This is a genomic window from Enterobacter hormaechei subsp. hoffmannii, from assembly GCF_001729745.1.
GTDB lineage: Bacteria > Pseudomonadota > Gammaproteobacteria > Enterobacterales > Enterobacteriaceae > Enterobacter > Enterobacter intestinihominis.
The window spans coordinates 666,770-693,731 of the sequence record NZ_CP017186.1 but is presented as its reverse complement, the minus strand read 5'-3'; the positions used below and the strand labels follow the sequence as shown (position 1 = coordinate 693,731).

The 26,962-nt window shown below is 54.7% G+C and carries 20 protein-coding genes and 1 pseudogene; 3 read left to right on the top strand and 18 right to left on the bottom strand.

Going from position 1 to position 26,962, the window contains the following annotated elements; genetic code table 11:
* Positions 1-63: 63 nt before the first annotated feature.
* Both kefC and kefF read right to left on the bottom strand, forming a co-directional pair.
* Positions 64-1,929: a glutathione-regulated potassium-efflux system protein KefC gene (kefC, locus tag BFV65_RS03260; RefSeq protein WP_063148752.1), complete on the bottom strand. Its 1,866-nt coding sequence runs from the start codon at positions 1,927-1,929 to the stop codon at positions 64-66.
* On the bottom strand, positions 1,922-2,452 hold the full coding sequence (gene kefF / locus BFV65_RS03255) for a glutathione-regulated potassium-efflux system oxidoreductase KefF (protein WP_023305423.1): 531 nt from the start codon (positions 2,450-2,452) through the stop codon (positions 1,922-1,924). Before kefF ends, kefC begins: the two co-directional genes overlap by 8 nt.
* Positions 2,453-2,814: 362 nt before the next feature.
* Here kefF and BFV65_RS03250 point away from each other — a divergent pair, with 362 nt between their 5' ends.
* Complete coding sequence (locus tag BFV65_RS03250; RefSeq protein WP_418744694.1) at positions 2,815-5,820, top strand: autotransporter family protein; 3,006 nt, start codon at positions 2,815-2,817, stop codon at positions 5,818-5,820.
* A 50-nt stretch (positions 5,821-5,870) separates the two neighbouring features.
* Here BFV65_RS03250 and BFV65_RS03245 read toward each other — a convergent pair whose 3' ends face one another.
* The 10 genes and pseudogenes from BFV65_RS03245 to BFV65_RS23530 all read right to left on the bottom strand — a co-directional run bounded on the left by BFV65_RS03245 (position 5,871) and on the right by BFV65_RS23530 (position 18,191).
* On the bottom strand, positions 5,871-6,104 hold the full coding sequence (locus tag BFV65_RS03245; protein ID WP_003856439.1) for a YgdI/YgdR family lipoprotein: 234 nt from the start codon (positions 6,102-6,104) through the stop codon (positions 5,871-5,873).
* Between the two features lie 182 nt (positions 6,105-6,286).
* Positions 6,287-9,511: a carbamoyl-phosphate synthase large subunit gene (gene carB / locus BFV65_RS03240; RefSeq protein ID WP_032625437.1), complete on the bottom strand. Its 3,225-nt coding sequence runs from the start codon at positions 9,509-9,511 to the stop codon at positions 6,287-6,289.
* 18 nt (positions 9,512-9,529) lie between these two features.
* On the bottom strand, positions 9,530-10,678 hold the full coding sequence (gene carA, locus BFV65_RS03235) for a glutamine-hydrolyzing carbamoyl-phosphate synthase small subunit (protein ID WP_069596229.1): 1,149 nt from the start codon (positions 10,676-10,678) through the stop codon (positions 9,530-9,532).
* 454 nt (positions 10,679-11,132) lie between these two features.
* On the bottom strand, positions 11,133-11,954 hold the full coding sequence (gene dapB, locus BFV65_RS03230) for a 4-hydroxy-tetrahydrodipicolinate reductase (protein WP_022647011.1): 822 nt from the start codon (positions 11,952-11,954) through the stop codon (positions 11,133-11,135).
* Between the two features lie 205 nt (positions 11,955-12,159).
* Positions 12,160-13,110, bottom strand: coding sequence for a 4-hydroxy-3-methylbut-2-enyl diphosphate reductase (ispH, locus tag BFV65_RS03225; protein WP_022647010.1), 951 nt, complete (start codon positions 13,108-13,110; stop codon positions 12,160-12,162).
* 1 nt (position 13,111) lies between these two features.
* The gene (gene fkpB, locus BFV65_RS03220) at positions 13,112-13,561 is read right to left on the bottom strand and encodes an FKBP-type peptidyl-prolyl cis-trans isomerase (protein ID WP_022647009.1); all 450 of its coding nucleotides are present in this window, start codon (positions 13,559-13,561) and stop codon (positions 13,112-13,114) included.
* A gap of 116 nt (positions 13,562-13,677) precedes the next feature.
* Entirely contained in the window at positions 13,678-14,178 is a 501-nt protein-coding gene (gene lspA, locus BFV65_RS03215) for a signal peptidase II (RefSeq protein ID WP_023299295.1), read from the bottom strand.
* Complete coding sequence (ileS, locus tag BFV65_RS03210) at positions 14,178-16,994, bottom strand: isoleucine--tRNA ligase (protein WP_038415308.1); 2,817 nt, start codon at positions 16,992-16,994, stop codon at positions 14,178-14,180. The genes lspA and ileS overlap by 1 nt, the downstream gene beginning before the upstream one ends.
* Positions 16,995-17,039: 45 nt before the next feature.
* On the bottom strand, positions 17,040-17,966 hold the full coding sequence (gene ribF / locus BFV65_RS03205; protein WP_023299293.1) for a bifunctional riboflavin kinase/FAD synthetase: 927 nt from the start codon (positions 17,964-17,966) through the stop codon (positions 17,040-17,042).
* A 7-nt stretch (positions 17,967-17,973) separates the two neighbouring features.
* A pseudogene (locus BFV65_RS23530) lies at positions 17,974-18,191 on the bottom strand (DUF2575 domain-containing protein).
* A gap of 101 nt (positions 18,192-18,292) precedes the next feature.
* Between BFV65_RS23530 and rpsT the strand changes: the two are divergent.
* Positions 18,293-18,556 (top strand): 30S ribosomal protein S20, encoded by a 264-nt coding sequence (gene rpsT / locus BFV65_RS03200; RefSeq protein WP_003856458.1) that lies wholly within the window; start codon positions 18,293-18,295, stop codon positions 18,554-18,556.
* Positions 18,557-18,614: 58 nt separating this feature from the next.
* Here the strand turns inward: rpsT and nhaR are convergent, their stop codons facing one another.
* The 4 genes from nhaR to dnaK all read right to left on the bottom strand — a co-directional run bounded on the left by nhaR (position 18,615) and on the right by dnaK (position 24,068).
* Positions 18,615-19,514, bottom strand: coding sequence for a transcriptional activator NhaR (gene nhaR / locus BFV65_RS03195; RefSeq protein WP_003856462.1), 900 nt, complete (start codon positions 19,512-19,514; stop codon positions 18,615-18,617).
* A 58-nt stretch (positions 19,515-19,572) separates the two neighbouring features.
* Positions 19,573-20,748, bottom strand: a complete 1,176-nt coding sequence (nhaA, locus tag BFV65_RS03190; RefSeq protein WP_069596228.1) for a Na+/H+ antiporter NhaA — start codon at positions 20,746-20,748, stop codon at positions 19,573-19,575.
* 173 nt (positions 20,749-20,921) lie between these two features.
* On the bottom strand, positions 20,922-22,067 hold the full coding sequence (gene dnaJ, locus BFV65_RS03185) for a molecular chaperone DnaJ (RefSeq protein ID WP_008502040.1): 1,146 nt from the start codon (positions 22,065-22,067) through the stop codon (positions 20,922-20,924).
* 87 nt (positions 22,068-22,154) lie between these two features.
* Complete coding sequence (dnaK, locus tag BFV65_RS03180; RefSeq protein WP_006810169.1) at positions 22,155-24,068, bottom strand: molecular chaperone DnaK; 1,914 nt, start codon at positions 24,066-24,068, stop codon at positions 22,155-22,157.
* Positions 24,069-24,364: 296 nt separating this feature from the next.
* On the opposite strand from dnaK, the gene satP reads away from it, so the two are divergent.
* Positions 24,365-24,931, top strand: a complete 567-nt coding sequence (satP, locus tag BFV65_RS03170; protein ID WP_022647004.1) for an acetate uptake transporter — start codon at positions 24,365-24,367, stop codon at positions 24,929-24,931.
* Here the strand turns inward: satP and BFV65_RS03165 are convergent.
* Together BFV65_RS03165 and mog are read right to left on the bottom strand one after the other, a co-directional pair.
* A complete protein-coding gene (locus BFV65_RS03165; RefSeq protein ID WP_023305417.1) occupies positions 24,908-26,230 on the bottom strand; it encodes an MFS transporter in 1,323 nt (440 codons plus the stop codon). The genes satP and BFV65_RS03165 overlap by 24 nt on opposite strands.
* A gap of 122 nt (positions 26,231-26,352) precedes the next feature.
* Complete coding sequence (gene mog / locus BFV65_RS03160) at positions 26,353-26,940, bottom strand: molybdopterin adenylyltransferase (protein WP_063150295.1); 588 nt, start codon at positions 26,938-26,940, stop codon at positions 26,353-26,355.
* Positions 26,941-26,962 lie beyond the last annotated feature (22 nt).

Sequence of the window (26,962 nt, the reverse complement as noted above, 5' to 3'; positions counted from 1 at the left end):
CTTTCGTCGACTGGCGGCAGGGTAAAGAATTAGAAATTTTTTAATATTGCTGGCAACTCCACTTCACGCAGAGGGTTTACTCTCCGGTTCATCCGCAGGATCACCGGTATGCTTGCCCTCTTCCGTCCCTTGCCAGCCGTGGCGCTGAACCAGCGACAGGTGATTACGATCCTCGTTGATGATTTCCGTCAGCATGGTGCTGGTGCGTTTAAACACCGCTGCGCGTTCGGTTGCCGTACTGCTCGCCATCGCCACCATCTCTTCCACCATATCATGGTTAAAGCGGCGGAACAGATCGGCACGTTCACGCGCTTCATACGCACCAAGCCCCAGACTTTCCAGCGCCATGCGGCCAGATTTGAGCGCCCCTTCGAAGGTTTCACGTTCAGGGGCTGCCACCCCCGCCTGACGCAGCTGGATGTAGTGATCCACATCGCGCGCACGTGAGATAATGGTCAGATGCGGAAAATGCTCTTTAACCAGCTCAACCATCTGCATGCTGGTCTCAGGATCGTCGATGGCGTTAATCAGCACCTCGGCTTTCGCCGCTCCGGCGGATTCCAGCAGGTCCGCCCGGGTCGCATCACCGTAAAACACTTTCATATCGAATTTACGCAGCGTATCAACATGGTCAGGATCGTGATCGAGGATAACCATTTTCACACCGCTGGAGAGCAGTAAACGGCCTGCGATCTGCCCGAAGCGGCCAAATCCGGCGATGATCACGCGAGGCTGCTCCTCGTCGATCTCATCGGCTTCTCGCTCCTGTTCGCTTCCCGTTTTTTCCAGACGCGTCAGCAGCACCAGCAGAATTGGCGTTGCGGCCATCGACAGCGCGACCGCCAGCGTCAGCGCTTTTGCCCATTCCGGATCGAGTACATTTGCCATTTGCGCTGCGCCAAAGACCACGAAAGCAAACTCACTCCCCTGCCCCAGCAGCACAGCAAACCAGCGGCGTTGCGGTTTTGGCACGTTTAACGGTCGGGCAATCAGCCACAGCATCGCCATTTTAATGACCAGGAAACCCACCAGCAGAATGATGATGCGCAGCGGGTGGGTTACCAGCGTCCCGAAGTCGATAGACATCCCGACGCCGATGAAAAACAGCCCAAGCAGCAATCCTTTAAACGGCTCGATATCGCTTTCCAGCGCGTGACGATATTCGGAGCTTGCCAGTAAGACCCCTGCGAGGAAAGCGCCCATTGCCATCGACAGCCCAGCCTCTTCAAGCAGCAATCCAAAACCAAACACCAGGAATAACGCAACGGCGCTGAATACTTCGCGCAGGCCAGAGCGAGCCACAAAGCGCAGCAACGGACGCGTTACGTAGCGCCCCAGAAGAATTACCAGCGCCAGCGCACCGACAACCTTCAGCGCAGATAAGGCAAATGCCCCCAGCGTCGTTGAAGCGCCGCTGGTTGCCAGCAGCGGGATCATCGCTACCAGCGGGATGGCGGCAATATCCTGGAACAGCAGTACGGAGAAGGTGCTGCGCCCCATTTGCGAGACCGTCAGGTTACGTTCGTTCATTGCCTGCATGGCAATCGCCGTCGAGGAGAGCGCCAGCGTCATGCCGATCAGCTCTGCGACTTTCCACTCCATCCCCAGCAAAATGCAGAACCCGCCCAACAGCAGACCGCAGGCCAGCATTTGCAAAGCGCCACCGCCAAACACCGAGGCGCGCAGTTTCCACAGCCGCTGCGGATCCAATTCCAGGCCAATCACAAACAGCATCAGCACCACGCCGATTTCCGCAAAATGCAGGATTGACTCGGCATCCGTCACCAGCCGAAAGCCCCAGGGGCCAATCACACACCCGGCAATCAGATAGCCGAGCACCGAGCCCAGCCCCAGACGGACCGCCACGGGCACAATTAATGCCGCCGCGCCGAGGTAAATCAGCGCCTGTATCATCGTATGGCTATCCATTGTGCCCCTCCTGCCACTCGAGTAAGCGTTGTTTGTAGTGACGAGCCTGCGCCTGCAAGGTTTCATCGTCGCAGACAAAGGTACAGTGCATTGCAAAAGGCGGAAGCCAGTTCAGGCCACAGTAAAGGGCGGTAGCCTGGAGCGGCTGCGCCAGCACGTCAAATCCGGGGAAAGCGCCAATCTCAAAGTGGCTTTCACCCCCACCGGTGGTTACAGCCCACATCAGGCTTTTTCCCTGAAGCGCTTTGCCGTTATGTCCGTATGCCCAACCGTGCGACAAGACTTTGTCGATCCACAATTTCAGCAGCGGAGGTGTGCTGTACCACTGCATCGGATGCTGCCAGACGATCAGATCGGCACGAGAGAGCGCCTCCTGTTCGGCGGCGACATCGATACTGAAATCAGGATAGAGTTGATAGAGGGAACGTATCTCAACGTTTTCGAGCGTCCTTGCCTGCTCAAGCATCCGTTTATTCGCATGCGAATGTTGCGGATAGGGATGCGCATAAATTATCAAAACCATGAATATGCCTGTCTTTTACTTTTCTTGTAGCATTGAGTGTAGACAGTTACCACCCCGACTTAAAGGGGCTATCTAACGGTTAAAAGTAAAACGCAAGTATTGGCAACCCATCCCACCTTACCAGCGACAGTGGCGCTAAACACGAAGAGCGATACGCGAGACAAATTCATCCTACAAAATAGTTATGGCCATTCATATTATCAACAGATATTTTTAGCGAAACTTAAGTCATTATTTAATAAATCAACCTGTACATAACCTATTGAAAAAATAATAATTTTATGCTTTTTTGTTTTAAGCTCACGCTTTAAGACGGACTAAATACGTTTTACGCACGTTATCTAATGTTCCTTCTCACTCAAATGGATGTGTACATGAGCAACAATTTCTTTAGATTAAATCATACAACCAAAACTCTTGGAAAGATATTTCCTGCCTTGTTGATATGCACCCCTGCGGTTGCATTTTCTGCAACGATTGACCAATCAACTTCTGTTCCTCAAGATTTCTCAGCCGATGCTGAATATATTATTAATAAAAACGTGACGATCTCCTCCGCTGGTAGTGAAGCGGCGGTATCGGTCTCTGGGTTTACTCTCACCAATGTCACTAACGAAGGGAATATTTCTGGCACGGGAAATGGCCTGAATATAAATACTGGTGTACAGCGCATTGTAATTAATAACGACATCGGCGCAACCATTTCCTCCACCACCGCGAATGCGGTGAATATTCAGTCACTACTCGGTGATTTTAATAACAGTGGAAACATTACTGGCTCGGAAAATGGCATTTTTGTCAGTGAAAACTCCTCCGCATTAAATATTACCAATACCAGCACCGGAACGATAAAAGGAAAAACAGGTCTTAGTACTCAGGTTGGCATTGGCATTAATAACAGTGGCGAAATTATCGGTACAAACGGTGATGCTATTACGGCAAATGATGGCAACACTAAGATTTTTAACAGTGCCACTGTGCAGGGAACCCAGTACGGAATCAATGTAAAAGATACAGCAAAATTAGATATCAAAAATAGCGGAACGATTAGTGGTGAAACAAACGCTATTATGTTTGCCAGCGATAAAAATAACACGCTACTGCTCGACACTGGCTCCAACCTCATCGGTGACGTAATATCCACAAATTCCAGAGGAAATACCCTGACGTTGATCGGCACCGGTACGGAAGACAGTAACTTCGTGGGTCTGAATGAAGGCGACGGTTTCGCCAGCGTAAAAATGGAGGGTGAAAGCTGGGCACTGTCGGGCGATCTCGACATTATTGGCTCTGGCGACTCCTTGCTGATAGAGACTGGCGCGTTAACCCTGTCGGGTGCGGTATCGAATACCGGTAATACGCGGGTGGCCAAAGACGCCTCGCTGCAACTGGGCGATGGCGAAAAAACTGCGACGCTCAGCGGTGGGCTCACCAACAATGGTACCGTCATTTTTAATCAGGGTAGCGATTTCACTTTCGCCACCGACATGACCGGTAGCGGTAACGTCGAAAAAGTTGATTCCAACACGCTGACCCTGACAGGCAAAAATAGCTATACAGGGAATACGGTTCTGCACGGTGGCACCACGCTGGTCTCCACCGGAGCAACGCTCGGCGTCAAGGGCAGTAACGCCACCGTTACCGTTGAAAACGGCGCGACCTTTGCCACCGCAGGCGAAGTGAACAACAATATCGCGATTCTTAGCGGCGGTACGCTGGCGGCATGGAATGCAGTCCAGGGTAACTCCACGCTCAGCGCTTCCGGTGTTGATACCATCAACGGCAACGTGGCTAATGGCGGCACGCTGTTGCTGAGTGCGGCTGATAATAGCGTTGGCAATAATTTTACGATTAATGGCGACTACACCGGCTCTGACGGTAGCCAGATTGTGATGAACAGCACTCTGGGTGAAGATAACTCACCAACTGACCACCTCACCATTACGGGCAGCAGCTTCGGTCAGTCCGGCGTCAGCATTACCAACATTGGCGGCGCAGGCGCGCAAACCATTAACGGTATGGAAATTGTCAGCATTGGCGGCAGTTCCGAAGCCCAGCTGACGCTGGCAAAACCGGTCGTCGCAGGCGCCTGGGAATATAACCTCTACCAGCACAGTGACGGAAACTGGTATCTGGAATCAAAGGCGACGCCTTCTGATGATCCTTCCGACGACACCGATGACGGTGGCAATAATGATGACGGCGGTAACACCGACGGCGGTGGCAACACCGATAATGGTGGTAACACCGATGACGGTGGTAACGCCGATGATGGTGGTAACACCGACAACGGCGGCAACACTGACAACGGCGGCAACACCGATAACGGCGGCAACACCGATAACGGCGGTAACACCGACAACGGCGGCAACACCGATAACGGCGGCAACACCGATAACGGCGGCAACACCGATAACGGCGGTAACAGTGCCCCGGAAGTTATGGCACCTGAAGTGGGTGCTTACTTAGGTAACTACCTTGCCGCGCAGAGCATGTTCCTGCATAAGCGCGACGATCGCGACCAGCTCACTTTCCGCAATGAAGACGATCTGAACACCTGGATGTACGTTAAGGGTCGCTATCATGAGAACGATGCGGGTGGCGATAAAGTCAGCTACGACACCACCACCACCGTTCTGCAAGTCGGCAGCGATTTCATGAGCAAGCCAATGGATAACGGCATCCTGCGTGCCGGTGGTATGTTCGGTGCAGGCCAGGCGAAGACCCACTCTGATGCGAAGCACAACGAGCGTGACGCACAGGGTAAGGTTGATGGCTTTAATGTTGGGCTGTACGCCACCTGGCAGGAAGATCAGAAATTACGTCTGGGCAGCTACGTTGATACCTGGGCCGCTTATAGCTGGTACAACAACAAAGTCACCAGCAATCGTAACGATGAAGATTACGATAGCGAAGGTTTCGCCGCGTCTGTTGAAGTCGGCCACGCGTGGGTTATCCAGTCTGAAAATGAACGTACATGGAAGATCGAGCCACAGGCGCAGGTGATCTACAGCTATCTCGATCAGGAAAATCACACCGATCGCGACGGCGTACGCGTAACCACGCTGGACAATGACAGCGTCTTTGGTCGTCTTGGCGTTAAAGCAAGCTACTTCCAGCAGAAGGACGTCAAGGCCTGGCAGCCATACGTCGCAGTTAACTGGTTGAAAGGTGCTGGTCAAAACGATCTGGCATTCAATGACGAAACCGTCAGCAACGATACGCCAGAAGATCGTGGTCAGTTAGAGCTGGGCGTAACCGGCAACCTGAACGAAACCACAACGATCTCCCTGCGTGCCAGCGGTGAGTGGGGTGAAAACAGCTATGCCGCTTACGGCGGTCATATTTTGTTAAACCATCGCTGGTAATCGATCATTCTGACGCAAAAAAAGCAGTGGCATGTGCCACTGCTTTTTTTTTAGTTATCCAGCTCACCCATTGATTTAACCTGGTCACGGTTAATCTGTTCAGTTTGACCGGTTTCGGCGTTTTTGTACGATACCAGACCGGTATCGTCATCCACCTGCGGTTTCCCGTCAGTAACGATAGTTTTACCATCGGTGGTTTTTACGGCCTGATTTGACGAACAGCCCGCCACGGTGAACATTGCAGTGGCAGCCAGAACGGAAGCGATCAGTAGTTTATTTTGCATGGTGTTTTCCCCTGCTCTCAGTTGAATTTTCGTTATCGACCTAACCATTTTAGGCTAACTGACTGAAAGCGGATGAAAAACCAGAAGGTTCTTAAGATGGGTAAAGAAAACCGTAGGGCGGGTAAGCGAAGCGCCACCCGCCACTTGCCCGGCGGCGCTAACGCTTGCCGGGCCTACGCAGATTACTTGCTAATCTGAGCGTGCATTTCCTGCACCGAAATCACCTTCTCGGTGGCATCCGCATTCAGCGCCATGGCCGTCGCGAAACCGCCGTTCAGGGTGGTGTCGTAATGCACTTTATACTGGAGCGCGCTGCGGCGAATCAGCTTGGAGTCTTCAATCGCCTGGCGACCTGCGGTGGTGTTGATGATGTAGGTGTACTCACCATTCTTGATACGGTCCTGAATGTGCGGACGACCTTCATGCACCTTGTTCACCAGACGCGGGTTGATCCCAGCTTCACCCAGCACAATTGCCGTGCCGTGGGTTGCATCCAGCTCGAAGCCCTGTTTAAGCAGCTTGGCGGCCAGGTCAACCACGCGCTCTTTATCGCCTTCGCGAACGGAGAGCAGCGCACGGCCCGATTTTCTCATGGTGGAGCTGCTGCCCAGCTGTGCCTTGGCAAACGCTTCTGCGAAGGTGCGGCCCACGCCCATCACTTCCCCGGTAGAGCGCATCTCTGGCCCTAACAGTGGGTCAACGCCCGGGAATTTGTTGAACGGCAGCACCACCTCTTTCACCGAGTAGTACGGCGGGATGATTTCTTTCGTGACGCCCTGCTGAGCCAGCGTCTGGCCAGCCATCACGCGCGCCGCCACTTTCGCCAGCGGAATACCGGTCGCTTTAGAGACGAACGGTACGGTACGTGCCGCACGCGGGTTGACTTCAATCAGATAAACTTCGTTGTCTTTCACTGCGAACTGGACGTTCATCAGGCCGCGAACCTGTAGCTCGAAGGCCAGCTTCTGCACCTGCTGACGCATCACATCCTGAATCTCCTGGCTCAGGGTGTACGCAGGAAGAGAACATGCGGAGTCACCGGAGTGCACACCAGCCTGCTCGATGTGCTCCATAATGCCGCCAATCAGCACCATTTCGCCGTCGCAGATAGCGTCAACGTCGACTTCAACCGCGTCGTCGAGGAAGCGGTCGAGCAGCACTGGCGCATCGTTGGAAACGCTCACCGCCGTCTGGAAGTAGCGACGCAGGTCGGCTTCGTCATAGACGATTTCCATCGCACGGCCGCCCAGTACGTAGGATGGACGCACCACCAGCGGGTAACCAATCTCTTTCGCTTTCTCAACGGCCATTTCAATCGCGGTCACGGTGGCGTTCGCCGGCTGTTTCAGCTTGAGACGATCAACTGCCTGCTGGAAACGCTCGCGGTCTTCCGCACGGTCAATAGCGTCCGGGCTGGTGCCGATGACCGGCACACCTGCTGCTTCCAGCGCACGCGCCAGCTTCAGCGGAGTCTGGCCGCCATACTGCACGATCACGCCTTTCGGCTTCTCGATGCGCACGATTTCAAGCACGTCTTCCAGCGTAACCGGCTCGAAGTAGAGGCGGTCGGAAGTGTCGTAGTCGGTCGAGACGGTTTCCGGGTTACAGTTGACCATGATGGTCTCGTAACCGTCTTCGCGCAGCGCCAGCGAGGCATGCACGCAGCAGTAGTCGAACTCAATGCCCTGGCCGATACGGTTTGGACCGCCGCCCAGCACCATAATCTTGTCGCGGTCGACGGACGGGTTCGCCTCGCACTCATCTTCATAGGTGGAGTACATGTACGCGGTATCGGTCGAGAACTCTGCCGCACAGGTATCCACGCGCTTGTAAACCGGGTGCAGGTCATACTGGTCGCGCAGCTTGCGGATCTCCGCTTCACGTACGCCCGCCAGTTTAGCCAGACGCGCATCGGCGAAGCCTTTACGCTTCAGCATGCGCAGGAAGTCTGCGTCAAGGCCGTTGATGCCCAGCTCTGCCACTTTCTCTTCCAGACGCACCAGCTCTTCAATCTGCACCAGGAACCAGCGGTCGATGTTAGTCAGGTTAAATACGCCGTCGACGGAGAGGCCCGCACGGAAGGCATCGGCGATGTACCAGATACGCTCTGCGCCCGCGTCTTTCAGCTCGCGGCGGATTTTGGTCAGTGCTTCCGGGTCGTCCAGGCTGACTTTCGGGTCAAAGCCGGTCGCGCCCACTTCCAGGCCACGCAGCGCTTTTTGCAGGGATTCCTGCTGCGTGCGGCCAATCGCCATGACTTCACCAACGGATTTCATCTGGGTAGTCAGACGGTCGTTCGCGCCGGCGAATTTCTCGAAGTTAAAGCGAGGAATTTTGGTCACAACGTAGTCGATGGACGGTTCGAAGGACGCTGGCGTGCGGCCACCGGTGATGTCGTTCATCAGCTCGTCAAGGGTGTAACCCACCGCCAGTTTCGCCGCCACTTTCGCAATCGGGAAGCCGGTGGCTTTGGAGGCCAGCGCGGAGGAACGGGACACGCGCGGGTTCATTTCGATAACAATCAGACGGCCGGTTTTCGGGTTCACCGAGAACTGCACGTTCGAGCCGCCGGTTTCCACGCCGATTTCACGCAGTACCGCCATCGAGGCGTTACGCATGATTTGGTACTCTTTGTCGGTCAGCGTCTGAGCTGGCGCAACGGTGATGGAGTCGCCGGTGTGGATCCCCATCGCGTCGAAGTTTTCGATGGAGCAGACGATGATGCAGTTGTCGTTTTTATCACGCACCACTTCCATCTCGTACTCTTTCCAGCCAATCAGCGATTCATCAATCAGCAGCTCTTTGGTTGGGGAGAGATCCAGACCGCGTTCGCAAATCTCTTCGAACTCTTCGCGGTTGTAGGCGATACCGCCGCCGGTGCCGCCCATGGTGAAGGAAGGACGGATGATGCACGGATAGCCCACGTCAGCCGCGACGGCCAGCGCTTCTTCCATGTTGTGTGCGATACCGGAACGCGCGGTGTCGAGGCCAATTTTTTTCATTGCCACGTCGAAGCGACGACGGTCTTCTGCTTTATCAATCGCGTCGGCGGTTGCACCAATCATGGTCACGCCGAACTCTTCCAGCACACCCTGACGCTCCAGCTCCAGCGCGCAGTTCAGCGCCGTCTGGCCACCCATGGTCGGCAGCACCGCGTCCGGACGCTCTTTCTCAATAATTTTGCGTACCACTTCCCAGTGAATTGGCTCGATGTAGGTCGCATCTGCCATTTCCGGGTCGGTCATGATGGTGGCCGGGTTAGAGTTGACCAGGATGACGCGGTAACCCTCTTCGCGCAGGGCTTTACACGCCTGCGCGCCGGAGTAGTCAAATTCGCAGGCCTGGCCGATCACGATCGGGCCAGCGCCAAGGATCAGGATGCTTTTTATGTCTGTACGTTTTGGCATGGTCTTCTCAGCTCCTGATTATTTAGCAGTCTTACGGTATTGCTCGATAAGTTCGATGAAGTGATCGAACAGCGGCGCGGCATCGTGTGGGCCCGGGCTGGCTTCAGGGTGGCCCTGGAAGCTGAACGCAGGCTTATCGGTGCGATGGATACCCTGCAAGGTACCATCGAACAGTGACTTATGCGTCACGCGCAGGTTAGCTGGCATCGTCGCTTCATCCACAGCGAAGCCGTGGTTCTGCGCGGTGATCATTACCGTGTTGTTGTCGATATCTTTCACCGGGTGGTTACCACCATGGTGGCCGAACTTCATCTTGACGGTGTTCGCTCCGCTCGCCAGCGCCAGCAGCTGATGGCCGAGACAGATGCCGAATACCGGGATATCGGTTTCAAGGAAGGACTTAATGGCGTCGATAGCGTAGTCACACGGCGCCGGGTCGCCAGGACCGTTAGAGAGGAAGATGCCGTCCGGGTTCATCTTCAGAACATCTTCCGCAGACGTTTGTGCCGGGACGACCGTCAGGCGGCAGCCACGGTCAACCAGCATACGCAGGATGTTGCGCTTGGCACCAAAATCGTAGGCCACCACGTGGAACGGCAGCTCGCTTTCCGGTTTCGCTTCCGGCAGGTCGCCTTCCAGCGTCCAGCTTCCCTGCGTCCAGCTGTAGGCTTCTGTGGTAGTCACTTCTTTCGCCAGGTCCATCCCGTTCAGGCCCGGGAAGGCTTTCGCTTTTTCCAGCGCCAGCGCCGCATCGTGGTTGTCCCCTGCGATGATGCAGCCATTTTGTGCACCCTTCTCGCGCAGCAGACGCGTCAGTTTACGGGTATCGATATCGGCAATCGCCACAATGTTATGGCGCTTCAGGTAAGAAGAGAGGTCTTCGGTGTTGCGGAAGTTGCTGGCAATCAGCGGCAGGTCGCGAATGACCAGGCCTTGTGCATGTACCTGAGAGGATTCTTCGTCAGCCGCATTGGTGCCGACATTGCCGATATGAGGATAAGTAAGAGTAACGATTTGGCGAGAATAGGAAGGATCAGTGAGGATTTCTTGATAACCGGTCATTGAAGTATTGAAAACGACTTCCCCAACCGCCGAACCCGTTGCCCCTATGGCCCGACCGATAAACTGGGTTCCGTCTTCCAGAACCAATAGCGCTGACTTAATCAAAACACCCTCCAGAGAATATTCACTCACTTTATTTGCATATTAATTCATAACCATGTCATGGATCAATGCAAATGTGTTGCCAGCGGATTTTTGGCAAACGGCGGCATTCTGGGGATTTGCCATGTAAAAGTCAACTTAAAACGGGGATTTTGTTTATTCTTTTGCAGGCCTGATGGCTTGATTTCAAATTAAGCGGCAAAAAGACCAACTAAATCACTGTGGAAACCGCTTGCGCAGGCAGTTTAAAAGAAACAATCGTCTTGCGGGAATAAAAAGTGGACCAGATGGTCAAAATTTACAGTGCAGCAACATAAAATAGCTTGAAAACACTTACTTTAAATGAGTTAAATACAACAATCCTTTGAAATAGACAAAATAAAAGGGCAATAAAATATTGCCCTATGCAATCAAACAGTTACGACTGCAATAACCACATCACGATGGGTAATAACGCTTACAAATTGTTGAGTTCGAGCACATCTCGCATATCAAAAAGACCATTTGGCTTACCTTTTAGCCACAGTGCGGAGCGTACCGCCCCGTTTGCAAACGTCATGCGGCTGGATGCTTTATGTGTGATTTCGACCCTTTCACCAATATCGGCGAACATAGCGGTATGTTCGCCGACGATATCACCCGCGCGAACGGTGGCAAAACCAATGGTGCCAGGCACGCGCTCGCCAGTGTGACCTTCGCGAGAATAGACCGCGATGTCTTTCAAATCTTTATCCATTGCATAAGCAATCGCTTCGCCCATCGCCAGCGCCGTGCCAGATGGGGCATCGACTTTATGGCGGTGGTGCGCTTCAATAATCTCAATGTCGGTATAGTCGCCCATCACCTTCGCTGCCTTTTCCAGCAGTTTCAGCATAACGTTAACGCCTACGCTAAAGTTCGCGGCGAAGACAATTGCAATGTCGGCGGCTGCTTCCTGAATGGCCTGTTTACCGGCATCATCGAAACCGGTGGTGCCAATCACCATCCCTTTACCGTGCTGGCGGCAAAACGCCAGGTGAGTCAAAGTGCCTTCCGGACGGGTAAAGTCGATGAACACGTCAAAGTCTTCTTTCACCGCCTCCAGGTTGCTCTGCACGGTAACGCCTGTCTTGCCCGCGCCTGCCAGCTCGCCCGCATCGGAGCCCAGCAGGGATGAACCTTCACGCTCCAGCGCCGCGCCAAGTGCCACGCCATCCATCTGTAGTGCCGCCTGAATCAGCTGGCGACCCATACGTCCACCCGCGCCCGCAATGGCGACACGGATCTGTGCATCATGCATAGTTATTCTCTTACGTTAAAATGATGTAAACCGTTTTCAGATTAACCAGCCTTCGCTAAGGCTGCCAACTGAAAACACCAATAATTAGAATTTAACGTGAAACCGACTCAGATATCAGTAAAAGACATGATTTTGTCGTCACGATAAGATACGAAGCAAAAAAAAGGCCAGCACAGAAGGTGCTGGCCTTTCATCAGAAAAGAAATTATTCCACTTCGCGGGCGTCGATTCGCAGCTCTTTCGGCACTTCAAAGACAATGTTCTCTTCACGGCCTTCCAGCGGCACCGCTTCGCCACCACCCAGCTCTTGCAGGCGGGCAATGACGTTTTGCACCAGAATATCCGGCGCTGAAGCACCTGCGGTAACACCGACGCAGGCCGCGTTTTTCACCCACGCTTCCTGAATGTCCGTTGCGTCGTCGATCAGAAACGCCGCTTTCCCCATACGCTGCGCCAGTTCGGCCAGACGGTTAGAGTTAGAGGAGTTTTTTGAACCGACCACCAGCACCACGTCCGCCTGTTCAGCCAACGCGCGCACGGCTTCCTGACGGTTGGTGGTTGCGTAGCAGATATCATCTTTGCGCGGCCCGACGATTTTTGGGAAGCGCTGGCGCAGGGCGTCAATCACGTCTGAGGTGTCGTCCACGGAAAGCGTCGTCTGGGTCATAAACGACAGACGCGCTTCGTTTTTCACATTCAGCGTAAAAACGTCTTCCGGCGACTCAACCAGATACATGCCCCCTTCCGGGTTGCTGTACTGACCCATGGTGCCTTCAACTTCCGGGTGACCGGCATGGCCAATCAGAATCGACTCTTCACCACGACGGCTTGCACGCGCCACTTCCATATGCACCTTGGTCACTAACGGACAGGTGGCATCGAATACGGTCAGATCGCGGCTTTTGGCTTCGTTACGTACGGCCTGAGATACGCCGTGCGCGGAGAAGATGAGGATTGCGCCGTCCGGCACTTCGCTGATCTGCTCGATAAAAATCGCACCGCGCTCGCGCAGGCTGTCGACCACGTAGCGGTTGTGCACCACTTCGTGACGCACGTAAATCGGCGCGCCGTAAATCTCCAGCGCATTTTCAACAATGCTGATAGCGCGGTCTACACCAGCGCAAAAACCGCGCGGGTTAGCCAACAGGATCTGCATTTCAGTCCTCCAGCGCCGGATCGATCTCCAGCACTTCTACATCAAAATGAACGGTACGCCCGGCAAGCGGATGGTTGAAGTCAACGGTGATGGAATCCCCGTTGATTTCGCGGATCACGCCAGGCATTTCGCTGCCGTCCATAGCGGTAAAGAGCATAATCGCCCCGATCTCCGGTTCACCCGCATCCATAAACTCACGGCGCGAGAAGTACTGAATCAGATCCGGGCTTGGCACACCGAATGCCGCATCCGGCTCCAGTGAGAACGCTTTTTTCTCACCCTCTTTCAGCCCGAGAAGCTGTTGTTCGAGGCCTTCAGACAGGGAGGTGTCGCCCAGACGAAACAGCGCCGGTTTGCCATTGTTGCGGGTGGACTCGGCCGTGGAGCCGTCATCCAGCTTCAGCGTGAAATGAACGAGAACCGCGCTGTTGCTCTGTACGGATTTAGACATGCAAATTGCTCGCTTGTTTTGGGTCACCTGTTGCCCGGTGGCGCTACGCTTACCGGGCCTACGGGGGCCACAAATTCTGTAGGCCGGGATCGCTACGCGTCACCCGGCTGGTTTTGTTACACCTGCTCTTTCGCGGCCGGTTTAGGCAAGAAGCCTTCCAGCACGATTAACGCTGCACCAACGCATATTGCGCTATCGGCGAGGTTAAAGGTCGCAAAGTGCCAGTCGCCGACGTAGAAGTCGATCATATCGACTACAAAGCCGTGCCACAGGCGGTCAAACAGGTTACCCAGTGCGCCACCAATGATCAGCGCGTAGGCGATGTTATTCAGCTTTTGCGTGGCCTTCGAGCGGTACATCAGCACCGCGAGCACGACGCAGATACCCATTGCGATACCTGCGAAGAACCAACGCTGCCAGCCACCGCTGTCGGCAAGGAAACTAAACGCCGCGCCGTAGTTGCGGGCGTAGTGCAGGTTAAGCGACGGGAACAGCGGGACCGTATCCCCCAGAGCGAAATTCTGGAGGATCAGGAACTTGCTGCCCAAATCAATAATCAGCACCACTACCACCAGCCACAGCCAGCGCAGTCCTGTTGAACAGAGAGTTTTACTCATCAGGCAAACTTACGTTTTTCGCCGTCGCCGGCGACGTTGCTTACACAGCGTCCGCAGATGTCTGCGTGTTCCGCCACCTGGCCGACATCGGTAGTGTAATGCCAGCAACGCGGGCATTTTTCACCATCGGCTTTGCTCAGTGCGACCTTCAGTCCTTTGAGCAGTTCGCTCTGCTGAGCATCAGCAGATGCCTCGGCATAATCCGCAACTTTCGCACCGGAGGTCAACAGGACAAATCGTAATTCATCGCCCAGCGCGGTCAGCTTCGCGGCCAGCTCAGGCTCTGCGTACAGGGTCACCGTCGCTTCCAGAGAGCCACCGACTTTCTTGTCAGCGCGCGCCTGCTCGATTACCTTGTTCACTTCGCCACGCACTTTCAGCAGCTCGTCCCAGTAGGCGTCGTTCATTGCTTCAGTGCTGGAGAGGTCGAACAGACCTTCGTACCACTCGCCGGTGAAGACATACTTCTCACGGTCGCCCGGCAGGTAACCCCAGATTTCATCTGCGGTGAAGGACATGATCGGCGCCATCCAGCGTACCAGCGCCTCTGCGATGTGGAACAGCGCGGTCTGGCAGCTACGACGCGCCACGCTGTCCGCTTTCGCGGTATACTGGCGGTCTTTGATGATGTCGAGATAAAACGACCCCATCTCAATGGAGCAGAAGCGCATCAGGCGCTGCACCACTTCGTGGAAGTCGTAAGACTCATAGGCTTTCAGAATATCTTCCTGTGCCGCTTTCGCGCAGCCTACCGCCCAGCGATCGAGCACCACCATCTCTTCCGGCTTCACCATGTCTTTTACCGGATCAAACCCGTTCAGGTTCGCCAGCAGGAAGCGCGCGGTGTTACGGATACGACGATAGCTGTCAGCAGCACGTTTCAGGATCTCGTCAGACACCGCCATTTCGCCCGTGTAGTCGGTGGATGCCACCCACAGACGCAGAATATCCGCGCCCAGCTTGTTCATCACGTCCTGCGGAGAAACGGTGTTACCGATGGATTTGGACATCTTACGGCCCTGACCATCCACGGTGAAGCCGTGGGTCAGTACCTGGCGGTAAGGTGCTTTGCCCTTCATGGCGGTGGAGATCATCAGGGATGACATGAACCAGCCGCGGTGTTGGTCGGAGCCTTCCAGATACATGTCGGCAGCGTGACCGGCGAACTCAGGGCGCACGTCAACCACGGAGGAGTGGGTAGACCCGGAGTCGAACCACACGTCCAGGGTATCCGGCACTTTCTCGTAGTTGTCCGCGTCAGCGCCCAGGATGTCACGGGAATCGAGATCCCACCACGCCTGAATGCCGTCAACTTCAACGCGCTTCGCCACCTCTTCCATCAGTTCCAGGGTGTTCGGGTGCAGTTCCTGCGTCTCTTTATGCACGAACAGCGACATCGGCACGCCCCATGTGCGCTGACGGGAGATACACCAGTCAGGACGGTTAGCCACCATGGATTCGATACGCGCCTGGCCCCAGTCCGGGATCCACTGCACGCCTTTGATCTCTTTCAGAGACTGCTCGCGCAGGCCTTTCTGGTCCATGCTGACGAACCACTGCGGGGTCGCACGGAAGATAATCGGGGTCTTATGGCGCCAGCAGCACGGATAGCTGTGCTGCATTTTCTCAACGTGCAGCAGCGCGCCGCTGGTGCGAAGCATGTCAACGATGATGTCGTTGGCTTTAAAGACGTTGATACCGTCCAGCGCCGGGTAGGTGCCAGGCAGGTAAGAGCCATCCGGACCGACCGGGTTGGCGATTTCCAGACCGTATTTCAGGCTGATGTTGTAGTCGTCAGGACCGTGGCCGCCGGCGGTATGCACCGCACCGGTACCGGCGTCCAGCGTGACGTGGTCGCCCAGGATCGCCGGAACGTCGAAGTCCAGGAACGGGTGTTTGAAGCGCATCAGCTCCAGCGCGTCGCCTTTTACGGTACCCAGCACGCTGTAATCAGTGATGTTCGCGCGTTTAAGCACGCTTTCAACCAGATCTTTTGCCAGGATAACCGCGCGACCATCAATTTGTACCAGCGCGTACTCAAACTCACCGGACAGGGAAATGGCACGGTTGGCTGGTAACGTCCACGGGGTGGTGGTCCAGATAACCAGCGAGACTGGACCGCTTACGCCTGGCAGGCCAAATTTAGCTTTGATCGCATCCTGATCGACCGCTTCGAACGCCACGTCGATAGAAGGCGAGGTTTTGTCGTAATACTCTACTTCCGCTTCTGCCAGCGCAGAACGGCAGTCCACGCACCAGTGCACCGGCTTAGCGCCTTTATGCAGGTGACCGTTGCCGATGATTTTACCCAGCGCACGGATAATGTTGGCTTCGGTTTTGAAGTCCATGGTCAGGTACGGGTGCGACCAGTCGCCCAGCACGCCCAGACGGATGAAGTCAGCGCGCTGACCGTCAACCTGGGTGGCAGCGTATTCGCGGCATTTCGCGCGGAACTCTGCGGCGGTGAACTTCTCACCCGGCTTACCGTACTCTTGCTCCACTTTCAGCTCGATTGGCAGACCATGGCAGTCCCAGCCCGGAACGTAAGGCGAGTCATATCCCGCGAGTCCTTTGGACTTCACGATAATGTCTTTCAGAATCTTGTTTACAGAGTGACCAATATGAATGCTGCCATTCGCATAGGGAGGGCCATCATGCAGAATGAAGGTTTTTTTGCCTTTTTTGGCTGCACGAATGATGCCGTACAGGTCATCATCAGTCCAACGCGCCAGCATTCCCGGTTCGCGCTTGGCGAGATCGCCGCGCATCGGGAACCCTGTTTCCGGCAAATTCAGGGTTGATTTATAGTCACTCATCAGATTCTCGGTTCCGTATTTATCACGTAGGCAGTTAAGCCGGTTCTAAAGCCCAAAAAACTCGCGGGCCGTTAATTCATCTCGCGCGATTTGCGCCTTAAGTTCATCCAGCGAAGCGAATCGCTGTTCATTGCGTATTTTTTTACGCAGTATCACATCTATATGGCGACCGTAGAGGTCCATTACAACGTCCAGCAGGTGTACTTCTAACTGTTGACGCACACCGGAAACCGTTGGACGTGTACCAATGTTGGCAACACCGTAGAAAGGCTTCTCACCCAGTCCTGCCACTTCCACCGCATAGACCCCTTTAACCGGGGAGACCTGACGACGCAGCGGTATATTCGCCGTCGGAAAACCTATCGTGCGGCCCAGCGCATCGCCATGGACCACACGACCTGAAATTGTGAACGGATGACCCAGCAGCGTTTCTGCCGTGTCCAGTTCATCGTTCGCCAGCGCCTGACGTACCGCCGTGCTGCTGACGCGCACCCCGCCCTCACAGAAGGTCATCGTACTGGTGACGTCAAACCCGTACTCCAGGCCAGCCTTCTGTAATAACAAGAAATCGCCCTGACGACCAGCACCAAAGCGGAAATCATCGCCCACGGCGAGAAACTGCACGCCAAGCTGCCTGACCAACAGATCGCTGACAAAGTTTTGTGCGGTCAGCGCGGCAAACCGACGGTCGAAGCGTACGCACAGGACGTAGTCCACGCCGGACTCCGCCAGGTAGCGTAACTTCTCACGCAGACGCGTCAGCCGCGCGGGAGATTTCTCGCCGGCAAACAGCTCCAGCGGCTGCGGTTCGAAAATCATCACCACAACGGGCAGGCCACGCGCCTCCCCTTCTTTACGCAATCCCTGCAACAGCGCCTGATGCCCACGATGCACGCCGTCAAAATTACCAATGGTCAGCACGCACCCGTGCGGGGCTTGACTGAGATTATGTATGCCGCGTATCAGCTTCATGACTGGCTCAAAACAGTGAAAATCGCCAAAGTATACCTTGTACGGCGGTTAAGGTTAACCGGCGATTGTTCACGCGAAACAGAAAGCCGTATGATTTCATCAGGCTGACCTTTCACAGCAAAAAAATCTGCCCGAGAACTGCGATTTTTATGCCGAAAGGCTGTATTCACGAAAGACAAGCTGGTAGAATCCTGCGCCATCACTACGTAACGTAGCGTCGCTCATTAACGGCGCTTATTTGCACAAATCCATTGACAAAAGAAGGCAAAGAGGGCATATTCCTCGGCCTTTGAATTGTCCACATAGAACATATTTGGGAGTTGGACTTGGCTAATATCAAATCAGCTAAGAAACGTGCCGTTCAGTCTGAAAAGGCTCGTAAGCACAACGCAAGCCGTCGCTCTATGATGCGTACTTTCATCAAGAAAGTATACGCAGCAATCGAAGCAGGCGACAAAGCTGCAGCGCAGAACGCATTTAACGAAATGCAACCAATCGTGGATCGTCAGGCTGCTAAAGGTCTGATCCACAAAAACAAAGCAGCGCGTCATAAAGCAAACCTGACCGCGCAGATCAACAAACTGGCTTAATCGCTACTTGTTGTTGCTTGTTTGAAAGAACCCGCTTAACGCGGGTTTTTTTATGTCTTCAGATTGCCGGCGGCGTAAACAGCGCCGAGTAGTCGCGGTTGCAGATTCGCTGCACCGCCGGGTGCTGAATCATCCTTTCGGCGAATATGGCGTGATACTCTTCCATCACGTTATCCACCCTGCCAATCTCGGTAATCTTGTCGTCTGAATAGAGATCGTGCGCGTACAGCGTCGGGGCAACGAAGATAGCGTTGTGCGCCTCGCCAAAAGCCTTCATCAAAGCCGCATCGTCGAACTCACCGAGGATCTCCACGTTCAGCCCCTGCGAGTTAAACCAGTTCAGCAGCTTACGTCCGAGCATAGACCGCCTACCCGGCACCAGCAGGCGGCGCTCTTCCAGGCAAGCAGGAAACGGTTTTTCCGGCGGCGGATTAATGCACCAGAAACTGACGCCGCATTCGCCAATTTTCACCGAGAACAAGCCTTCCTGCTGCGTGGAGTCGATTGGGCAGTCCGAGATAATCATATCCAGCTTATGCTGGCTCAGCTGTTCCAGCAGCATCTCGTGAGTGGACTCAAAGCAGCGTAAATGAATCTGTTCATCTTCCACCACCGCCGCATCCAGCACACCGCTTACCAGCCGTTTGGACAACGCATCCGCCACGCCCACGTCAAAGAGCAGGTTCGACTCTTTGCGATAGTTAACGATATCCAGCATCTCCTGGCTCAGGGTGAACATCTTGTCCGCATAGCGGAACACCAGTTCGCCCAGCTCGCTCGGCTCAATGCCACGTCCTTTCCGCTTAAAAAGCTTGCCCTGTAAGCGCTCTTCCAGGGCTTTGATTTGCCCGGTAATAGTTTGTGGTGTCAGGTAGAGCGCCTCTGCCGCTCCCACGACCGAGCCCTGCTTGTAGACATGCCAGAAGTAATAGAGATGGTTATAGTTCAAATGAGACATCACGTTTTCACTCCCTGATAGTTTATCGGGAGAAGGCTTCCCTTCTCCCGGTTTCCTGTTATGCCTGGACAGCCTGTCCGGACAACTTCACCTTCAACAAGGTATAACCAATAACCGCGGCCAGTAACGACCCGATAAGAATGCCGAGTTTCGCCCAGACGATAAGCTCAGGCGCGCTGGTGCCAAACGCCAGCGTCGAGATAAAGATCGACATGGTGAATCCAATACCGCACAGCACGCCGATGGCCATAATCTGACTAAAGGTGGTTCCGTTTGGCAATGACGCCAGCTTCAGCTTCAGCGCCAGCCAGCAGAACAGGCTGATACCCAGCGGCTTACCGATAAACAAACCAGCGATGATACCCAGCGGCAGCACAGAGGTGAGTCCGTCCAGGGTAACACCGGCCAGGGAAACACCCGCGTTGGCAAATGCAAACAGCGGCAGGATCATAAAGCCCACCCACGGATGAAGCACATGCTCCAGCTGTCTGGCAGGCGATTTGCCGTCCTGCTCCTTCAGCGGAATAAAGAAGCCAACGATGACGCCCGCCAGCGTGGCATGCACGCCAGACTTCAGCACCGCCGTCCACAGCACCATCCCCACCAGAATATAAATACCCGTGCGTCGGACGTTGAAGACGTTCAGCAACGCCAGCACCACAATAGCCACGGCCGCCACGCTCAGCGACAGAACCGACAGATCGCTGGTGTAGAACAGCGCGATAATCACGATAGCGCCCAGGTCATCGATAATCGCCAGCGCCATCAGGAAAATTTTCAGTGCTACCGGGACGCGGCTACCGAGCAAGGCTAAGACCCCGAGCGCAAACGCGATATCCGTTGCGGCCGGGATCGCCCAGCCGTCACGCGCAACCGGATCCTGCCACGCAAACGCGAGAAAGAGCAAAGCGGGAACGATCATCCCGCCAATCGCCGCGATCACCGGAAACGCCGCGCGCTGACGGCTGGCAAGAGAACCGATCACCAGCTCACGTTTGACCTCCAGGCCTACCAGCAGGAAGAACACCGCCATCAGCGCATCGTTGATCCACAGCAGCATGTTCTTGTTAATTTCCAGCGCCCCGACCTTCAGCTCGACGGGGGTTTCCAGAAATGCGTGATAGAGATCGCGCGTCATGCCCATATTGGCGAGCAGCATGGCGGCTGCAGCAGCAATAATCAGGATGACGCCGCCGGATGCCTCACTGCTAAAGAAACGGTGTAGTAATTTCACGTTTAAACTCTCTTTTACAACAATACCTCGGTAAAACCATAATATCAGCGCAAACAGATCGGTAAAAACAGATTAATATTGGTTATAGATTCAGTTTAACCGAGGAATAACGCTGTAAAGCAAAAAGCCCGGAATCGCTTCCGGGCTTTAAAGGATAGTAACCAGCTGGCAGGTTAGCGGGTTAAATCGTCGAAGAATTTTTTGACGCCATCGAAGAAGCTTTTGGAGCGCGGGCTGTTTTTCTCACCCGTCGGGCCACCAAAGCTTTCCTGAAGCTCTTTCAGCAGCTGTTTCTGCTTGTCGTTCAGGCCGACCGGCGTTTCAACGACCACGCGGCATAACAGGTCACCCTGCGCGCCACCGCGAACGGATTTAACGCCTTTGCCGCGCATGCGGAACAGCTTCCCGGTCTGGGTTTCGCCAGGGATTTTCAGGTTAACGCGACCGTCCAGCGTCGGCACTTCGATTTCGCCGCCCAGCGCCGCCATCGCAAAGTTGATCGGCACTTCACAATACAGGTTGTTACCTTCACGCTCGAAGATGGCGTGCTGTTTAACCTGAACCTGAACGTACAGATCCCCTGCCGGTGCGCCGTGCTCGCCAGCTTCCCCCTCACCTGCCAGACGGATGCGGTCGCCCGTATCTACGCCTGCCGGGATCTTAACGGACAGCGTTTTGGTTTTCTCCACGCGACCGTGACCGTGGCATTTGGTGCACGGATCTTTAATCAGCGTACCGCGACCATGACAATGCGGACAGGCCTGCTGCACCGCGAAGAAGCCCTGGCGCATCTGCACCTGACCGGAACCGTGACAGGTTGGACAGGTCTGTGGCTGAGTCCCCGCTTTCGCGCCGCTGCCGTGGCAAACGTCACACTCTTCCAGCGTCGGGATACGGATCTCTTTGGTTACGCCACGAACCGCTTCTTCCAGTGTCAGGTCCATGTTATAGCGCAGATCTGCGCCGCGCGCCGCGCGCTGACGACCACGACCGCCGCCGAAGATATCGCCAAATACATCGCCAAAGATGTCGCTGAAATCAGCGCCGCCGCCGAAGCCGCCGCCACCAAATCCACCGCCGCCCATGCCGCCCTGTTCAAAGGCCGCGTGACCATACTGGTCATAAGCCGCACGTTTTTGTGCATCGGTCAGGACTTCGTAGGCTTCTTTAATCTCTTTAAATTTGGCTTCAGCCTCTTTGTCACCCTGATTACGGTCAGGGTGGAATTTCATGGCCAGGCGCTTATATGCCTTTTTGATTTCACGCTCTTCCGCAGTTTTCGGAACGCCTAAAATCTCGTAATAGTCTTGCTTTGCCATTGGTTTTTTTAAGCCCCTTAACATGCGAGCACGGGCGTGGAGAATACTCCTACGCCCGTGCCGATTAATTACCCTGCATCAGGGCGATTATTTTTTATCTTTCACTTCTTCGAACTCAGCGTCGACAACATCGTCGTCTTTCGCGTTGTTCTGGGAAGCATCAGCGCCCGCCTGCTGCTGTGCGTGCTGCTGCTGAGCGATTTCCATCAGCTTCTGAGAAACCTGTGCCAGCTCCTGCATCTTCGCTTCAATGTCCGCTTTGTCTTCGCCTTTCAGAGACGTTTCCAGCGCGCTCAGTGCAGTTTCGATCGCAGTTTTGTCTTCCGCTGGCAGTTTATCGCCCGCTTCTTCAACCTGCTTACGGGTGCTGTGCAGCAGATGGTCACCCTGATTACGGGTCTGAACCAGCTCTTCGAACTTACGGTCGGATTCCGCGTTAGCTTCGGCATCACGAACCATTTTTTCGATTTCCGCTTCGTTCAGGCCAGAAGATGCCTTGATGGTGATCTTCTGCTCTTTACCGCTGTTTTTGTCTTTCGCAGACACGTGCAGGATACCGTCAGCATCGATGTCGAAGGTGACTTCGATCTGTGGCATGCCGCGTGGTGCCGGGTTAATACCGTCCAGGTTGAACTGACCCAGAGATTTGTTATCCGCCGCACGCTTACGCTCACCCTGAATCACATGGATGGTTACCGCAGACTGGTTGTCTTCAGCGGTAGAGAACACCTGGCTGTGTTTCGTCGGGATAGTAGTGTTTTTGTTGATGAGCGGAGTCATCACGCCACCCATGGTTTCGATACCCAGTGACAGCGGAGTAACATCCAGCAGCAGTACGTCTTTCACTTCACCCGTCAGAACACCACCCTGAACCGCAGCACCGATAGCAACCGCTTCGTCCGGGTTCACGTCTTTACGTGGCTCTTTACCAAAGAATTCAGCAACTTTCTTCTGAACCATTGGCATACGAGTCTGACCACCTACCAGGATAACGTCCTGAATATCAGACACGGACAGGCCAGCGTCCTGCAATGCAACTTTCAGTGGCTCGATAGAACGGTTCACCAGGTCTTCTACCAGGCTTTCCAGTTTCGCACGGGTCACTTTGATGTTCATGTGTTTTGGACCGGTCGCGTCTGCGGTGATGTACGGCAGGTTCACATCGGTCTGCTGAGCGGAAGACAGTTCGATCTTCGCTTTCTCAGCCGCTTCTTTCAGGCGCTGCATGGCCAGCGGGTCGTTACGCAGGTCAATGCCCTGATCTTTCTTAAACTCGTCAACGAGGTAGTTGATCAGACGGGTATCGAAGTCTTCACCACCCAGGTGGGTATCACCATTGGTTGCCAGAACTTCGAAGGTTTTTTCGCCGTCAACGTCGTCGATTTCGATAATAGAGATATCGAAGGTACCACCACCCAGGTCGTAAACCGCGATAGTACGGTTACCAACTTCTTTATCCAGACCGTAAGCCAGTGCTGCTGCGGTTGGTTCGTTGATGATACGTTTTACTTCCAGACCTGCGATACGGCCAGCATCTTTGGTTGCCTGACGCTGAGCATCGTTGAAGTAAGCAGGTACGGTGATAACAGCTTCAGTTACCGGTTCACCCAGGTAATCTTCCGCGGTTTTCTTCATTTTCTTCAGCACTTCAGCAGAGATCTGCGGAGGTGCAGTTTTGGTGCCTTTCACATCAAGCCATGCATCGCCGTTATCGGCTGCGATGATTTTGTAAGGCATGATGGAAACGTCACGCTGAACTTCTTCGTCCTGGAAGCGGCGGCCAATCAGGCGTTTGATCGCAAACAGGGTGTTTTGCGGGTTTGTCACTGCCTGACGTTTAGCCGGCTGACCAACCAGAGTTTCACCATCCTGGGTATAAGCAATGATAGAAGGCGTGGTGCGATCGCCCTCGGCGTTCTCCAGCACACGTGCAGTAGTGCCATCCATAATCGCTACACAAGAGTTGGTAGTACCCAGGTCGATACCAATAATTTTACCCATCTAAACGTCTCCACTAAAAATTCAGTCAACATGTGGTTGTGTACCTGTAATAAGGGCAGAACGTGCTTTTTCAACTGCCCAGATTTGATTTTTTTCAGGTCCACACACTGCGGTTGCTTACAAGATGGGGTCACAACGGCATCCATCAAGGGGGAAGGATAAAAAATTTTTTAATTTCACCCCGATGAGATCATAGACGGCGCCGATGCCGCCCATTATGATGCCGCGCCCCGTCAGGTAGAACTGGCGCGGGTTTAACCATTTCACCATATTAATGATGATTTTTTTGAGGACTTATGGGCAACACTAAGTTGGCTAATCCGGCTCCGCTGGGCCTGATGGGTTTTGGCATGACCACCATTCTGCTGAACCTGCACAACATCGGGATGTTCCCGATGGACGGCGTAATCCTGGCGATGGGCATTTTTTACGGCGGTATCGCGCAAATTTTCGCGGGCCTGCTGGAATATAAGAAAGGCAATACCTTCGGCTTAACCGCCTTTACCTCTTACGGTTCGTTCTGGCTGACGCTGGTCGCCATTCTGCTGATGCCTAAAATGGGCCTGGCAGATGCTTCAAACGCCCATTTCCTGGGCGTGTACCTGGGACTGTGGGGCGTGTTCACCCTGTTCATGTTCTTCGGCACCCTGAAGGCGAACCGCGCGCTGCAATTCGTCTTCCTGAGCCTGACCGTGCTGTTCGCTCTGCTTGCCGCGGGTCACCTGGCGGATAACGAAGGCATCGTTCACGTTGCCGGCTGGGTCGGTCTGGTGTGCGGCGCAAGCGCTATCTACCTGGCAATGGGTGAAGTGCTGAACGAGCAGTTCGGCCGCACCGTATTACCGATTGGTGAAAAACACTGATCCCTCTGTCGTGCCCGCGTCGCGGGCACGACATCCCTCTGACTGGCGAAGCCACATCCCCAATACCAGCCCCATCAGCGATAACGCCAGCACGTACCATGCAGGTGCAAGGGGTGACAGCCCCATCAACACCGTGACCACAATCGGGGTCAGCCCACCGAAAATGGCATACGAGACGTTATAAGAGAAAGAGATGCCGGTGAAGCGTACCTCCGGCGGGAAGGCGCGGACCATTACGTACGGTACGGCGCCAACGACGCCCACGCACAGCCCGACGATGCCGTACAGCAGGAACAACTGTTCAGGATGGCTGCCCGCAAGATGGTAGAATGCCCAGCTCGACGCGGCCAGCAGCAGGCTGCCGACAATAAAGGTCACGCTGGCACCGAAACGATCCGCCGCCAGTCCCGCGGCCAGACAGCCAAAGCAGAGCATAATTGTCGCGATACTGTTCGCCTGTAAAGTCACCGCAGGCGCAAAACCGTACTGTTTTTGCAGCCAGACCGGCGACATCAAAATGACCACCACGATACCCGCAGACAGCAGCCAGGTCAGAAGCATCGACACGACTACCGCTTTTTTATGCCGCACTACTACGGTTTTTACCGGCAATTCTTGCGCCAGCGCCTTCCGCTGCTGCATTTCCAGAAATACTGGCGTCTCCTGCAACCAACGTCGCAGGTACATTGCCACCAGCCCAAACGCCCCGCCCAGCAGGAACGGGATACGCCAGCCCCAGTCGTGAACGGCCTGTTGCGTCATGCTGGTATTGATGATGGTTGCAACCACGGAGCCAAGCAGGATCCCAATCGTCAGTCCTGCGGTCAGCGTTCCGCACGCAATGCCGATGCGGCGCACCGGGACGTGCTCAGCGACAAACACCCACGCGCCCGGCACTTCCCCGCCGATGGCCGCGCCCTGGAGAATACGCATCAGCAGCAGCAATAACGGGGCGATAATGCCCATCGACTCATAGGTAGGCAAAAGGCCAATCGCCAGCGTCGGCACGGCCATCAGCAGGATGCTGAGGGTAAACATCTTCTTGCGCCCAACCAGATCGCCAAAGTGCGCCATAACAATGCCGCCCAGCGGACGCGCCAGATACCCGGCAGCGAAAATGCCGAAGGTTTGCACCTGACGCAGCCATTCAGGAATATCCGCCGGGAAAAACAGCGCCCCCACGACGGCGGCGAAGAAGACAAAGATGATGAAGTCGTAAAACTCCAGCGCGCCGCCCAGAGCAGCGAGCGTGAGGGTTTTGTAGTCCTGTCGATTCAGAGGTCGGGTGTTATGTGACATAGCGAACCATTGTGCATGTGTTGTGGATTATTTTTTACAGCAATCGTAAAGAAAAAATTACTATATCGTAAATCCATTTACACGCTACTGCGGCTGGCGCTAATGTCACATTTAAAGCATTTTCAGGAGATTGTTTCGCGGCGAGCGCTTTTAGGGCGAAATGCTGCTACCACGTTGTCGTCAGTTTCCACGTACGGACCGTCAAGCAGTTGTATACAATACGGTACACTTGCAAAGATACCGTGGACGATAACGCTGCCGTCTTCGGCTTTTACTCCTTCCAGCGTTTCTTTTATCGACTTCGGCTGCCCCGGCAGGTTCAGGATCAGCGCCTGTTTGCGGATCACCCCGACCTGACGGGAAAGAATGGCCGTCGGGACAAAGTGTAGACTGATCTGGCGCATCTGTTCACCGAAGCCCGGCATTTCACGATCGGCGATAGCCAGCGTCGCGTCCGGCGTTACATCGCGGCGCGCGGGGCCGGTTCCGCCCGTCGTCAGCACAAGGTGGCAGCTCATCTCATCCACCAGCTCACACAGGGTCTGCTCGATGATCGGCTGCTCGTCCGGGATCAGGCGAGTCTGGATCTCAAACGGGGTAGTGAGCGCGCTGCCCAGCCACGCTTCCAGAGCAGGGATGCCTTTATCCTGATAAACACCGCTGGAGGCGCGGTCAGAAATCGACACTAAGCCGATGCGTAAGGTATTCATATCCATTCCATTCAAAAAGTAC